At 71.2% G+C, this 13,307-nt stretch carries 13 protein-coding genes and 2 tRNA genes; 3 read left to right on the forward strand and 12 right to left on the reverse strand.

The features are described from left to right. Positions 1-45 precede the first annotated feature (45 nt). Positions 46-786 (reverse strand): hypothetical protein, encoded by a 741-nt coding sequence (locus ACOBQB_RS22090; RefSeq protein WP_423593878.1) that lies wholly within the window; start codon positions 784-786, stop codon positions 46-48. 135 nt (positions 787-921) lie between these two features. Then, positions 922-3,822, reverse strand: a complete 2,901-nt coding sequence (gene leuS, locus ACOBQB_RS22095; protein WP_423593879.1) for a leucine--tRNA ligase — start codon at positions 3,820-3,822, stop codon at positions 922-924. Between the two features lie 409 nt (positions 3,823-4,231). Between leuS and ACOBQB_RS22100 the strand changes: the two genes are divergently transcribed. Beyond that, on the forward strand, positions 4,232-5,329 hold the full coding sequence (locus tag ACOBQB_RS22100; protein ID WP_423593880.1) for a cytochrome b/b6 domain-containing protein: 1,098 nt from the start codon (positions 4,232-4,234) through the stop codon (positions 5,327-5,329). Next, positions 5,326-6,918 carry an NADH-ubiquinone oxidoreductase-F iron-sulfur binding region domain-containing protein gene (locus ACOBQB_RS22105; RefSeq protein WP_423593881.1) on the forward strand — a complete coding sequence of 531 codons (1,593 nt, stop codon included), beginning with the start codon at positions 5,326-5,328 and terminating at the stop codon, positions 6,916-6,918. The genes ACOBQB_RS22100 and ACOBQB_RS22105 overlap by 4 nt, the downstream gene beginning before the upstream one ends. A gap of 60 nt (positions 6,919-6,978) precedes the next feature. Here ACOBQB_RS22105 and ACOBQB_RS22110 read toward each other — a convergent pair. After that, positions 6,979-7,051, reverse strand: a tRNA-Ala gene (locus ACOBQB_RS22110). A gap of 123 nt (positions 7,052-7,174) precedes the next feature. On the opposite strand from ACOBQB_RS22110, the gene ACOBQB_RS22115 reads away from it, so the two are divergent. Next, positions 7,175-8,392, forward strand: coding sequence for a glycosyltransferase 87 family protein (locus tag ACOBQB_RS22115; RefSeq protein WP_423593882.1), 1,218 nt, complete (start codon positions 7,175-7,177; stop codon positions 8,390-8,392). On the opposite strand, the gene ACOBQB_RS22120 is transcribed toward ACOBQB_RS22115, so the two are convergent. The 9 genes from ACOBQB_RS22120 to ACOBQB_RS22160 form a co-directional block, all read right to left on the reverse strand. After that, a complete protein-coding gene (locus ACOBQB_RS22120) occupies positions 8,371-8,604 on the reverse strand; it encodes a hypothetical protein (RefSeq protein WP_223774611.1) in 234 nt (77 codons plus the stop codon). The two genes, ACOBQB_RS22115 and ACOBQB_RS22120, sit on opposite strands and share 22 nt — an antisense overlap. A 3-nt stretch (positions 8,605-8,607) precedes the next feature. Continuing rightward, entirely contained in the window at positions 8,608-8,790 is a 183-nt protein-coding gene (locus ACOBQB_RS22125; protein ID WP_423593883.1) for a hypothetical protein, read from the reverse strand. A gap of 190 nt (positions 8,791-8,980) precedes the next feature. Next, positions 8,981-9,053: transfer RNA gene (locus ACOBQB_RS22130), tRNA-Ala, on the reverse strand. A 132-nt stretch (positions 9,054-9,185) separates the two neighbouring features. Beyond that, positions 9,186-9,827 (reverse strand): histidine phosphatase family protein, encoded by a 642-nt coding sequence (locus ACOBQB_RS22135; RefSeq protein WP_423593884.1) that lies wholly within the window; start codon positions 9,825-9,827, stop codon positions 9,186-9,188. Further along, positions 9,824-10,267, reverse strand: a complete 444-nt coding sequence (gene rsfS, locus ACOBQB_RS22140; protein ID WP_125512740.1) for a ribosome silencing factor — start codon at positions 10,265-10,267, stop codon at positions 9,824-9,826. The genes ACOBQB_RS22135 and rsfS overlap by 4 nt, the downstream gene beginning before the upstream one ends. A gap of 98 nt (positions 10,268-10,365) precedes the next feature. Further along, positions 10,366-12,012, reverse strand: coding sequence for an LCP family protein (locus tag ACOBQB_RS22145; protein ID WP_423593885.1), 1,647 nt, complete (start codon positions 12,010-12,012; stop codon positions 10,366-10,368). 19 nt (positions 12,013-12,031) lie between these two features. Then, on the reverse strand, positions 12,032-12,682 hold the full coding sequence (gene nadD, locus ACOBQB_RS22150; RefSeq protein ID WP_423593886.1) for a nicotinate-nucleotide adenylyltransferase: 651 nt from the start codon (positions 12,680-12,682) through the stop codon (positions 12,032-12,034). A 63-nt stretch (positions 12,683-12,745) separates the two neighbouring features. Beyond that, on the reverse strand, positions 12,746-12,910 hold the full coding sequence (locus ACOBQB_RS22155) for a hypothetical protein (protein WP_167515991.1): 165 nt from the start codon (positions 12,908-12,910) through the stop codon (positions 12,746-12,748). 86 nt (positions 12,911-12,996) lie between these two features. Next, the gene (locus tag ACOBQB_RS22160) at positions 12,997-13,218 is read right to left on the reverse strand and encodes a hypothetical protein (protein WP_423599014.1); all 222 of its coding nucleotides are present in this window, start codon (positions 13,216-13,218) and stop codon (positions 12,997-12,999) included. Positions 13,219-13,307 lie beyond the last annotated feature (89 nt).

Consider the following 13,307-nt stretch of genomic DNA (forward strand, 5'->3'; position numbering starts at 1 on the left):
CGGTGCGCGCCCCGCCCCCGAGACGTCCCCCACGTCACGCGCGGCTCAGGTCGTGCTCTCGGGCTTGGCCTTCTTCTCCCACGGGTACGTGGGGGCCGGTGTGGGCGGCGTGATCGCGGGCCGCGTGGGCTCCTGGGCCGACTGCGCGGGGGTCGACCGGTCCGGCCAGGTCTGCTCGGTTCCCTTGGCGGGCTCCGCGGCGGGCTCGGGCCAGGGGGCGGGGGTCTGCGCGGGCGGCGGTTCCGTCGTCCAGTGCCGCAGGGCTCCCGCCTCCATGTCGATCTGTGTGCGGAGCGATGCCAGGTCGTCGCCCGCGAACCGGCTGGCCCGGTCGCGCGCCACCCAGCGCAGCGAGTCCGCCGCCTGGGTGATGTGTTCCGTGCGCTCCCTCAGCTCGGGGAGGCGCTCGGCCACAGTCGCCTTGTCCGGGTCCCGCTCCAGACGCCGCAGCTCCTCGTCCAGCTCGTGCCCGTGGGCGCTGAGCCGGTCGAAGAGATTGAGGGTCTCCTTCAGGGAGGCGTCCTCGACGGCGCCCGCCTGGAGGACGTCCTGCGTGCTGCGCATCGATGTGCGCAACTTGAGCCGCAGCTGCGCCAGTTCACCGGCGGTCCCGACTTGGGCGAAGCTCTTCGCACGCAACGCGGTGTCCTCCACCGTGCGGCGTGCTTCCGAGATGGTGCGGTCCACGCCTCGCTTGGCCGCCCGGACGACCTTCACCGTGGCATACACCCCCAGCACCAGGAACAGCACGACGAGCAGCGCCACCGTTGCGCCCAGGGCTCCCATGACGCTCCTCTCCGCGTTCAACCAGGGTCCAGCTGCTTCCTCCACCGTAAACGGAGGAGGCAGGCCGGAGGTTCCAGCAGAACCCCCAACCTGCCCGTAGGGGAAGACCCCTATGCCGCCTCTCCCACCGGCGCGCTACGCCGGAACGATGTTCACCAGCTTCGGCGCCCGCACAATCACCTTGCGGATGCCCGCCCCGTCCAGCGCGGCCACGACCTTCTCGTCGGCCAGGGCTACCTTCTCCAGCTCCTCGTCGGAGATGGAAGGCGAGACCTCCAGACGCGCCTTGACCTTGCCCTTGATCTGCACGACGCAGGTCACGGACTCGTCCACGACGAACGCGGGGTCGGCGACCGGGAAGTCCTGGTGGACGACCGAGTCCGTGTGGCCCAGCTTGCGCCACAGCTCCTCGGCGACGTGCGGGGCCAGCGGCGCGATCAGCAGCACCAGGCGTTCGGCGACCGAGCGCGGCACCGGTCCGGCGGCCTTCGTCAGGTGGTTGTTCAGCTCGGTGATCTTGGCGATGGCGGTGTTGAACCGCAGGCCGTCCAGGTCCTGGCGGACGCCGTCGATCGCCTTGTGCAGGGAGCGCAGGGTGGCCTCGTCGATGTCGGCCTCGGCGACGTCCACGACGGTGGCCTCACCGTTCGACTCGTCGACGATCAGACGCCACAGGCGCTGTAGCAGGCGGTACTGGCCGACGACCGCGCGAGTGTCCCAGGGGCGGGACACGTCCAGGGGGCCCATCGCCATCTCGTACAGGCGCAGGGTGTCGGCGCCGTACTCGTCGCAGATCTCGTCCGGCGTGACGGCGTTCTTCAGGGACTTGCCCATCTTGCCCAGCTCGCGCTTGACCGGCTCGCCCTCGAAGAAGAACTTCCCGTCGCGCTCCTCGACCTCGGCGGCCGGCACCGGGAAGCCTCGGCTGTCCCGGTAGACGTAGGCCTGGATCATGCCCTGGTTGTACAGCTTGTGGAACGGCTCGGCGGACGAGATGTGGCCCAGGTCGAACAGGATCTTCGACCAGAAGCGCGCGTACAGCAGGTGCAGCACCGCGTGCTCGGCGCCGCCCACGTACAGGTCGACGCCGCCCGTCGGCTGCCCCTCGCGCGGGCCCATCCAGTACTGCTCGACGGCGGGGTCGACCAGCTGCTGGTCGTTGCGCGGGTCCAGGTAGCGCAGCTCGTACCAGCACGAACCGGCCCAGTTGGGCATGGTGTTGGTCTCGCGGCGGTACTTCTTGAGACCGTCGCCCAGGTCCAGGGTGACGTTGACCCAGTCCTCGTTGCGCGACAGCGGCGTCTCCGGAGAGGTGTCCGCGTCGTCCGGGTCGAAGGTGCGCGGGGAGTAGTCGTCGACCTCCGGCAGCTCCAGGGGCAGCATCGACTCGGGCAGCGAGTGGGCGATGCCGTCTTCGTCGTAGACGATCGGGAAGGGCTCGCCCCAGTAGCGCTGGCGGCTGAACAGCCAGTCCCGCAGGCGGAAGTTGACGGTGCCCTCGCCGATGCCGCGCGTGGCCAGCCAGCCGGTGATGCGGGCCTTGGCGCCGGTGACGTCCAGGCCGTCCAGGGAGACCTCCTCGTTCGAGGAGTTGACCAGCTTCGCCTCGTACGAGGAGAAGGCGTCGTCCCAGGTGGCGGTGTCGGTGCCGCGGTCGTCCGAGGGCTCCACCACGCAGCGCATCGGCAGGTGGAAGGCGCGCGCGAAGGCGAAGTCGCGGCTGTCGTGCGCCGGGACGGCCATGATCGCGCCGGTGCCGTAGCCCATCAGGACGTAGTCGGCGATGAAGACGGGGACCTGCTCGCCGCTGACCGGGTTGGTGGCGTAGACGCCGGTGAAGACGCCGGTCTTCTCCTTGGCGTCGGCCTGCCGCTCGACGTCGGACTTCGACGCGGCGAAGGCGCGGTACTTGGCGACGGCTTCGGCGGGCGTGGCGTGGCCGCCGGTCCACACCTCGTGGGTGCCCTCGGGCCAGGCCGCGGGGACGACCTTGTCGACCAGCTCGTGCTCGGGCGCCAGCACCATGTAGGTCGCGCCGAACAGGGTGTCCTGGCGGGTGGTGAAGACGGTGATCGCGTCGCCCTCGGTGCCCACGGGGAAGTTCACGCGGGCGCCTTCGGAGCGGCCGATCCAGTTGCGCTGCTGCAGCTTGATGGCCTCGGGCCAGTCCAGCGCGTCCAGGTCGTCCAGCAGGCGGTCGGCGTACGCGGTGATGCGCATGTTCCACTGGCGCAGCTTGGCCTTGAAGACGGGGAAGTTGCCGCGCTCGGAGCGGCCGTCGGCGGTGACCTCCTCGTTGGCCAGGACGGTGCCCAGACCGGGGCACCAGTTGACGGGCGCGTCGGAGGCGTAGGCCAGGCGGTACTGGCTCAGCACGTCCGCGCGCTCGGCGGCGTTCAGCTCGCTCCACGCGCGCGTGGAGCCCGGTACCGCACGGTCACCGCTGGCGAACTGCGCGACCAGGTCGGCGATCGGACGGGCCTTCTTGGCGTCGGCGTCGTACCAGGAGTTGAAGATCTGGACGAAGATCCACTGGGTCCACTTGTAGTAGTCCGGGTCGATCGTCGCGAACGAACGCCGCTTGTCGTGGCCCAGACCCAGCGCGCGCAGCTGGGCCTTCATGTTCTCGATGTTGGCCTCGGTGGAGACCCGCGGGTGGGTGCCCGTCTGCACGGCGTACTGCTCGGCGGGCAGGCCGAAGGCGTCGAAGCCCAGGGTGTGCAGGACGTTGTGACCGGTCATGCGCTGGAAGCGCGCGTAGACGTCCGTGGCGATGTAGCCCAGGGGGTGGCCGACGTGCAGGCCCGCTCCGGAGGGGTACGGGAACATGTCCATGATGAACTTCTTGGGCTTGGCGGCCAGCGCCGCCTCGGCCTCGTCCCGCGCGCCCATGTCGCCGCTCGGGTTCGGCGCCTCGTAGGTGCCCGCGGCGTCCCAGAAGTCCTGCCAGCGTGCCTCGATGTCAGCGGCCAGAGCGGCCGTATAGCGGTGCGGCGCGGCCACCTCGGAGGCGGCAGCAGAATTCGTCTCGCTCATGATCCTCAAAGCTCCATCGATCGTCTCTGCCTGCGGAATCGACCGTTGTGGTCACAGTCCCGGTCAAACAAAAATGCCCCTCGCACAGGAGGGGACGCCGCGCCGATTCCGACCGCGATTCACCGGCGGTCGGGACTGATCAGCGCGGCCCGCTAAGCAGAAGGCGTACGGCACGCATGGCGTCAGGGTACCGCAGCGTCCACGCGACCCGCGACGAGCTTGTCCGCAGAGCCCGCAAGGGCCGTGAACGGCGCCCCTTGGCCAAGGGTTACTCCGCGTACCGACCACTATCGGGGCAACACCAAGAGCGCATCGCGCTTTGATAACAACGCAATAACTCAAACCCCGTACCCATCGGTATGGAGCGACTTAGCATGCGGCGGGACCGAACCATTTCGGAGCCGCCCCCATGAACATGAACCCTCTGCACCCTCATCCCCAGAGCCGGCTGCTCGGCGCCGGAGCCCTGCTCCTGATACCCCTGCTCGTCGTCGTGGGCAGCGACGGCTTCCGGGCCGCCCTGGACTTCACCACCGGCGTCCTGTGCCTGGTCTCCCTCACCGCCGCCGTCCTCTGGGGCCTGGTCGCCGCCGACCGCCTCTTCCTGCACTCGCGCCAGCGCCTGCTCGCCCAGGCCGTGCACCGCGCCACGGCGGTCGCCTCCGTCGGCTTCCTGCTGCTGCACGGCACCGTCAAGATCGCCCTCGACCACGTGTCGCTCCTAGGCGCCCTCGTGCCCTTCGGGCTCGGCGTGAGCGGCAGCGCGGGACTCATCGGCCTCGGCTCGCTCGCGGGCCTCCTCATGGTCGTCACGAGCGTCACCGGCGCCCTGCGCAGCGCCTTCGCCTCCCCCGCCCGGATCGCCTCCCGCTGGCGCGCGCTGCACATGCTCGCCTACCCCGCCTGGTGCGCGGCGCTGGTCCACGGCCTGTACGCGGGCCGACCGCCGAAGCCGTGGGTGATCGCCCTGTACTCCCTGTGCCTGCTCGCGGTCGCCGGGGCCGTCGCCCTGCGCGCGGCGCCGCCGCCGGTCAAGCGGAAGGTCGCCGCCCGCGTCCTGGCCCTGCTCGAACCGGAACGCAAGGCCTCGCGCCGCGCCCGCCCACCCGCGCGGGACACCACCTCCGCCCCGCTCCCCGGCACGTCGACCGACGCCACCCCCGTCCCCGACCCGGCCGCCGGCATCTGGGCGGCCTACCGCGCACTGACCCCCACCCCGTCCCAGCCCTTGCGTACGGCAGGTCCCCCGCCCCGCGTCGAGCCCACGGACCGCTGGCCCACGCCCTGCCCGCCCCCGCCCGCCGAAGCTCCCTTCGTGGCGCCCCGGCCCCCCTACGACACCGCCTACGCCCCGGCGTACGAACCGGCTCACGACCCCGCTCCCACTTACGACCCCGTCCACCACCCCGCGTACGACAGCGGCCCCGCCACCGAACCGCTGCCCCGGCCCTTCCAGGCCCCCAGCCCGGGCGAGCCCTGGAACGCCGCCACCGGAGGCCACCCGTGAACGCGTCGCTGCCCGACGTCCCCGAAGTCCGCGTCGTCGGGCTCCCCCTGCTCACCTCGGGCTTCGACCTGGTCGAACGCCTGGATCTCGCCATGCACCTGAAAGTGCACGGCCCCCTCGAACCCATGGCGGGCGAGCCGCTCGCCCGCCTCGCCGAGCAGATCGCGCTGCGCGGCCGGGGCGGCGCCGGCTTTCCGTTCCACCGGAAACTGCGGGCCGTCGCCGACGCGGCGATACGCCGAGGGGTGCGCCCCGTGGTGGTCGTCAACGGCAGCGAGGACGAACCGGCCTGCCGCAAGGACACCGTCCTGATCAACCGCGCCCCGCACCTCATCCTGGACGGCGCCCTGCTCGCCGCCGAGGCGCTCGGCGCCCGCACCCTCGTCATCGGCGTGACCCGCGACTCCACCGAGGCCTCGATGCGCACCGCCCTCGCCGAGCGGGGCCTCGGCAACCGGCGCGGGTCGGCCCTTCGCGCGCGCGTGCAGCGCAACCCCGTGCGCATGGTCACCGGGGAGTCGTCCGCCCTGGTCCGCTCCGCCGACGGCGGCCCCCCGCTGCCGCCGGGCCGCAAGTTGCGTACGTCCGACTACGGAGTGGGCGGCGCACCCACCCTCCTCTCCAACGCGGAGACCTTCGCCCAGCTCGCCGTCGCCGCGCGGATCGGCGCCGACCGCTACTGCCGCACCGGGCTGCGCGACGAGCCCGGCACGGTCCTGCTGACCCTCTCCGGAGCGGTCACCCGGCCGATGGTCGTCGAGGTCCCCACCGGAGTTCCCCTGCGCTACGTCCTCCAGCTCGCCGGCGCCCCCGCGCTCCCTCAGGGCGTGCTGACAGGCGGGTACCACGGCAAGTGGCTCGACGGCGTCACAGCGCACGAGGCGGTCATCTCCCGTGCCGCCCTGGAGGCCTGCGGCGGCGCGCTCGGCGCGGGCGCGGTCCTGCCGATCGGTCAGGGCACCTGCCCGCTCGGGGAGTCGCTGCGCGTCGCGCACTGGCTGGCCGGGGAGAGCGCCGGTCAGTGCGGCCCCTGCTACCTCGGCCTCCCCGCGGCGGCCCGTGGCCTCGCGGACGTCCTCCAGGGCGGTGGTCCCACGGCCCTCGAAGCGCTGCGCGAGGTGACGCGGGCCGTGAAGCGGCGCGGCGCCTGCAAGCATCCGGACGGCTCGGCGGCCTTCTTGGAGTCGACGATCAAGGCGTTCACGGACGACCTCGCGGCACATGTCCTGGACGGCGGCTGCGGTCGCCCCGTCGAGGGCGTCCTGCCCCTCCAGGCGGAGGCACCCACGACACAGGCGCCCAGCCGCCGCAGGCTGGCCGTCGACTGGACCCTGTGCCAGGGCCACGGCCTGTGCGCGGACATCGTCCCGGAGCTGATCCAGCTGGGCCCGGACGGCTTCCCGTCGGTTGCGGAGGCTGCCGTACCGCGCTACTCCGAAGCGCGCGCCTCCCGTGCCGTGCGGCGCTGCCCGGCGCTGGCCCTGCGCATCGAGGAGGACCCGTCGGCGGCATCCGTGATCCGCCCCGCCCTGCCCACAGCGCTGCCGCCGGGCCGGCGCCGCAGGGCGCTCGGCAGCGGCCGGCAGTAAGCAGTAATGCGGGACAACGAAAAGCGGGCCACCCGATTCGGGTGGCCCGCTCATATCCTGTGGAGCTAAGGAGAATTGAACTCCTGACCTCCTGCATGCCATGCAGGCGCTCTACCAACTGAGCTATAGCCCCTTGCTTGTGTCCGCCCGGTTCCCCCGGCGACTCCGCAAACATTACACGGTCACCCCCGTGCTCCACCAAATCGTTTCCGGTCTGGCCCGATAGCGCCCGATAAGGCCGGTACTGTCAGCCTCCGTGATCGCGTTCGCCGCCGCCCGCCGCCGCGTGCCCCTCGCCGCCGGAGTCTGCCTGTTCTCCTTCACGGCCTTCTGGCTCGCGCAGCGCGCCGCCGACGTCTCGATGATCGACCTGATGGTCTACCGCGCCGAGGGCGAGACCGTGCGCGCGGGCGGCGACCTCTACGCGCTGCGCACCACCGAAGCCCATCTCCCGACGACCTACCCGCCGTTCGCGGCGCTCCTGTTCACCCCGCTGACGCTGCTGGACACCCCGGACATGCGCACCCTCGCGACGCTGGGGAACCTTCTCCTGCTGGTCGTCTTCGCGGCCCTGTCCCTGCGGCTCATCCTCGAAGAGCGGCACGCGCGCGTTGAGGCGGCCCTCTGGGTCTCCGCGCTCGCCGTCTGGTGCGAGCCGGTGTGGACGACGCTGCGCTACGGACAGATCAATCTGCTGCTCGCGGTGCTCGTCCTGTGGGACCTGTCACGGCGTCCCGGCCACCGCTGGGCGGGCCTCGGCATCGGCGTCGCCGCGGCGATCAAGCTCACGCCCGCGCTCTTCGCGGTGTTCCTGCTGCTGACCGGCGCCACCGAGGCCCTGCGGCGCGGGGTGTGGCGGCCCGCCGTGCGGCACGCGTGCGTGGCCGCCGTCTCGTTCGCCGGGGCGACGCTTCTCGCGGCCGCCGTCCTGCCCTACGACTCGTGGCGGTTCTGGACCCGGATGGTCTTCGAGGCGGGCCGGGTCGGGCTGGCGGAGGACACCGCGAACCAGTCGCTGCGGGGCGTCCTCGCCCGGCTCCTGCACACCGCGGAGCCCGGGGCCTGGTGGGCGGTGTCGGCGGCGGCGTCCTGCGCGCTCGGCCTCGCCGTCGCGGTGGCCGCGGCGCTGCGCGGCGAGCGGGCCCGGGCCGTGCTCTGCTGTGCGGCGACGGCGCTTCTGGTGAGCCCGGTGTCCTGGTCGCACCACTGGGTGTGGTGTGTGCCGATGGTGCTGGCCCTGGGGGTCGAGGCGGCTCGCCGGGGCGGCCGGGTCCGGTGGGCGGCGGCCGGCGCCGCGTCCCTGGTCTTCTGCTCGTACGCCCTGTGGTGGGTGCCGCACGGAGCGGGGCGACTCGAACTCGCCCAGAATTATGGCCAGATGACGCTGTCCGGCCTCTACGCAGTGACCGCTTCGGCGTTTCTGCTGGCCGGTCTCGTTCCCGCCGGCCGGTCTCAGGCGGTGGCGAACGAGTAGAACCGCTTGAGGGTGCAGTGCTCGTCGAGCAACCGGCCGTAGATCGGCTCCCCTTCGAGTTCGCGGTAGGTCTCGATGGGGTCGCCTTTTATGATCAGCGCCCGCGCACATTCCTCGCACCAGTACTGGTACTCGTTGTTGACCGGCTCCATGTCGCGGACGATCGGCGTGCCACTGTCACACCAGTCGCATTTCCGCCTGTGTGCCCCCATCGATCAGCTCCAGCTGTGGCCGCAGGCGGTGCAGACGTAACTGACTCCGCCGTTGTCGCCGAGTACTTGGGCGACGTGGACCGAGCCGCAGGAAGGGCAGTTGAGGAGTGTGCGGAGCGCGTGAGGTTCTCGTGTCGACGCCGCGTCGAAGAGGCGGTCGACCTCTTCGAGGATGCTCGCAGGCATCGCGCTCTCCCTCCCGTCGGGCTGCGTTCCCCTTCCGGCTGTCCGATTCTGCCACGGCACGGGCGGACCGGTCAGCGACGCGTTCGTTCCAGTCCGGACACAGCTGCCCGCGTGCGCCCCCGCACACGCCCCTCGCGCACCGGGCACAAGAAAATCCCGCCCCCTGATGGGGACGGGATTTCCGGGACTGTGGAGCTAAGGAGAATTGAACTCCTGACCTCCTGCATGCCATGCAGGCGCTCTACCAACTGAGCTATAGCCCCTTGTGCCACGCGGTGGAACCGCTCTGGCGTTTCGCCCCGCTCGGCGGGGCGAACAAGAAGAACTTTAGCCTGCGACCAGCCGGAATGTGAAATCCGGGTCCGGCCGCCCCCGGAAGGCGGCTCCGGGGCCGCTCAGTCGTCGTCGCCGAGCACCGGTTCCGGCAGCGTCCCGGCGTTGTGCTCCAGCAGGCGCCAGCCGCGCGCGCCCTGCCCGAGGACCGACCAGCAGCAGTTGGAGAGACCGCCGAGCCCCTCCCAGTGGTGAGCGTCCAGGCCGAGGAGGCGGCCGATCGTGGTGCGGATGGTGCCGCCGTGGCTGACCACCACCAGCGTGCCGTTGTCCGGCAGTTTCTCGGCGTGACGCAGCACGACGGGAGCGGCGCGGTCGGCGACCTCGGTCTCCAGCTCACCGCCGCCGCGGCGCACCGCTTCACCGCGCTTCCACGCGGTGTACTGCTCGCCGAAGCGGGCGATGATCGTTTCGTGCGTCAGGCCCTGCCACTCACCGGCGTACGTCTCCTGGAGGCCCTCCTCGTGCGTGACGGGGAGGCCGGTGACGGCGGCCAGCTCGGCGGCGGTGGCCGCCGCCCGCTTGAGGTCGGAGGCGATGATCGCGTCCGGCTTCAGGGAGGCGAGCAGCCGGGCGGCGCGCCTGGCCTGGCCGACGCCTGTCTCGGTCAGCTCGATGTCCGTGGAGCCCTGGAAGCGGCGCTCCAGGTTCCAGGCCGTCTGGCCGTGCCGCCACAGGATGATCCGGCAGCCGCGGTTGCTCACCGAAGCTCACCGTCCAGGTCAGCCTCCTCCGCGGCCCGCTGCTCGGCGTGCTCGGCGCCCTTGCCGCGGGTCGCCTTGGCGTCCTCGGGCAGACCGATCTCGGGGCAGTCCTTCCACAGGCGCTCCAGAGCGTAGAAGACGCGCTCCTCGCTGTGCTGGACGTGGACCACGATGTCGACGTAGTCGAGCAGGATCCAACGGGCGTCGCGGTCGCCCTCGCGACGGACCGGCTTGGCGCCGAGCTGCTTGTTCAGCTGCTCCTCGATCTCGTCGACGATGGACTTGACCTGGCGGTCGTTGGGTGCGGAGGCGAGCAGGAACGCGTCCGTGATCGACAGCACGTCGCTGACGTCGTACGCGATGATGTCGTGCGCGAGCTTGTCGGCAGCCGCCTGGGCGGCGACGTTGATGAGCTCGATGGAGCGGTCCGTGGCGGTCACTGGTGAGCTTTCCTTCAGATGGTCAAGACACCCCAAGGGTCTCACGGACCGCCGTCCGCTCCCCAGACGATTGCGTCACCACCTCCGCGGGACCGTTCTCACCCCGCCGTGTAGTCCTGGCCGAGGACCACGGAGACGTCCGCGTTGGGTGCCGTCCTGCCCTTGCGGACCACGCTCGTCGGCAGGCCGAGGGTCTTGGCGACCTCGCCGGCCCGCGCCTTGTCGGCCTCGTCGGCGTACGTGATCTGCGAGGTGGGACGGGCCGCGGAGCCCGCGCCGGCGTCGACGAAGGCGTAGCCGCCGTTGACCAGGGAGACCCGGGCGTCCTGCGCCGCGCCCTTCGAACCGGAGGCGTTCTGGACGCCGACCCGCAGGGCCGCGCCCTTCTCCGGGCTCTTCACCGCACCGCCGAGGACCTCCTTGACGACGGTGTCGCCGGCCTTCTCGGACAGGGTGCCGTCCGGACGCACCGGCAGCAGGGTCGTCTTGTAGTCGCCGCTCTTCGCGCGGTCGGCGAGCTTGGCGAGGAAGGTGCCGAGGTCCTTCTCCCGGAGCGAGGGGTCGAGGACCTGGGCGAGCGACTCCACGGTGGTCGTGGCCCCCTGCGCGTCCGACGAGAACTTGCGCAGGACGCCTCGCATGACCTGGCCGAAGCGGGCCAGCTGCGCGCTCTCGTCCTCGCCGGGCGCACGGTAGGTGGCGTACGCGACGGCCATCTCGCCGCTGAGGGTCTGCCGCTCGCCTCGCGTCACCAGGGGCGCTTCGCCCTTCTTCTTCGCCTTCGGGTCGGGCACGTCGGCGTTCGTGTCGACGTCGATGTTGCCGACGAGCTCGACGAGGTTGTCCAGGAAGGGGGTGTCCAGGCGCCAGGTGCCCTCGACCTCGGTGCCGAGGACGGCGTCGATCGACTCGCGGGTGCCGGTCGTGCCGTCGTCGTCGACGGACTTGCCGAGCGTCGTGGCGCTGCCTTCGTCGTCCGTCACGGCGAGGGAGTTCGGCAGCAGGACGGTGGCGCCCTGCCCTGTGGTGGCGTTGTTCACCAGCAAGGCGGTGGAGGTGCCGCCGCCCTTGGTGTCGTGCAGGTGGACGACGATCACGTCGCGCTTCTGCGGTCCCGTCACGTCGGCCGCGCCGCCCGCGCCGTCGGACTGGCCGGGCAGCTTGCCCGCGAACCACAGGTAGCCGACACCGCCCGCGATCACCAGTGCGAGGACCACGACGAGCGCGACGACGCGGGAACGCCCGCGCCGCTTGGCCTCCTCGCGCCGCTCGGTGCGGCTCTCGGTGAACTTCAGCCAGTCGATGACGTCTTCGGAGTCCTCGTCCGGCTCCTCGATGAACGAGAACTGCTCGGTCTTGTACTCGCCCCGCGGTTCCGCCCCCGCTCCCGGCTTCGGTTCCGGTTCCGGTTCGGGCTGAAGGGGCGGCGAAGGCTGAGGCTGCTGCTGCTGAGGGACCCAGGCGGTGTCGTACGCGGCCGGGGCGGTGCCCTGCGCGTCGTACGCCTGCTGCTGCCCCCCACCGGCATACGGGTCGTACCCGTACCCCTGGTACTGCTGGGGCACCTGAGGCTGTTGCTGTTGCTGTTGCTGTTGCTGTTGCACCAGCTGATACACCGGCTGCCCGTACTCGTCGTACCCGACGACCTGGTACTGGTCGGCCGCGTACCCCGCCGCGTACTCACCCGCGTACTCGCCCGCATACGGGTCGCTGCCCGCGTAAGGGTCGTACTGTCGGTCGTTCACCGGTGGTGCCCCTCTCGGCTCATTCGCCGCGGTACAGCTCACGCTTGTCGATATAACGCACCACACCGTCCGGCACCAGATACCAGACGGGATCGCCCTTGGCGACCCGCGCGCGGCAGTCCGTGGACGAGATGGCGAGGGCCGGGACCTCCACCAGGGAGACACCGCCCTTGGGGAGTCCGGGGTCGGCCAGCGTGTGGCCGGGCCGGGTGACCCCGATGAAGTGCGCGAGGGAGAACAGCTCTTCGGTGTCCCGCCAGGTGAGGATCTGGCCGAGCGCGTCGGCGCCCGTGATGAAGAAGAGGTCCGTGTCGGGGTTGAGGGCACGCAGGTCGCGCAGCGTGTCCGTGGTGTACGTCGCGCCCCCGCGGTCGATGTCGATGCGGCTCACCGAGAACTGCGGGTTCTCGGCGGTCGCGATGACCGTCATCAGATAGCGGTCCTCGGCCGGGGACACCCGCTTGTCGCTCTTCTGCCACGGCTGTCCGGTCGGCACGAACACCACCTCGTCGAGGTGGAATTGCGCGGCGACCTCACTGGCCGCCACGAGGTGTCCGTGGTGGATCGGGTCAAACGTTCCGCCCATGACGCCGAGGCGGCGCTTGCCGTTGCTCGCCGGACCGGCCCCCGGAAAGTTCACCGGGCCGGTAGGCATGTCCTGCTCTCCCATGCGTGCAGACCCTACCGGCCCGGTCGAGGGGCCCCGCTCCGGACCGCGTCGAACGAGCGGACCCTAGCGGTCCCGGTTGAAGCGGGTGGTGATCCACAGGAGCAGCATGAGGGCGACGAAGGCGCCGCCGCCGGTGAGGAGAGGGCTGAGGCTTTCGTGGTCGCCGCCGTGCTCGCCGCCCTCGGAGGCGAGAGTGACCAGCTGGGCGGCGGTGCTGTGGAGGCTCATCTCAGGCAGGACCTATCCGGGGGTGGGATGGACATAAGGACTTCCGGGCCATCGTAAGCGGGGGCCCGGCTCCGGCTCACGCCGACTCAGCCCTTGCGGCCCTCGTCGTCGCCGCCGCGGTGGTTCTCGCCGCCGCCCCGCTGGTCCTCGTCACCGCCGCGGCGGTACCCGCGCAGCAGGAACCAGGCCACCAGCACGCAGCCGACGACCATGACGATCAGCACGACCCGCAGCAGATTGCCGGGTCCCTGCCGCTCCGCGGCCTCGGCCGCCTCCGTGAGCCAGACGGCCCCAGGGTTGTGCTCCATGACGGAAGACTCCTTCTGTGTGCTGCCCTGTCACGGTATCTCCGCCTAGGCTGGACCCCACCTCGGGGGCACAAGAGGACCAGACATGG

Origin of the sequence: Streptomyces sp. G5(2025) (assembly GCF_049542075.1) — a bacterium.
Taxonomy (GTDB): domain Bacteria; phylum Actinomycetota; class Actinomycetes; order Streptomycetales; family Streptomycetaceae; genus Streptomyces.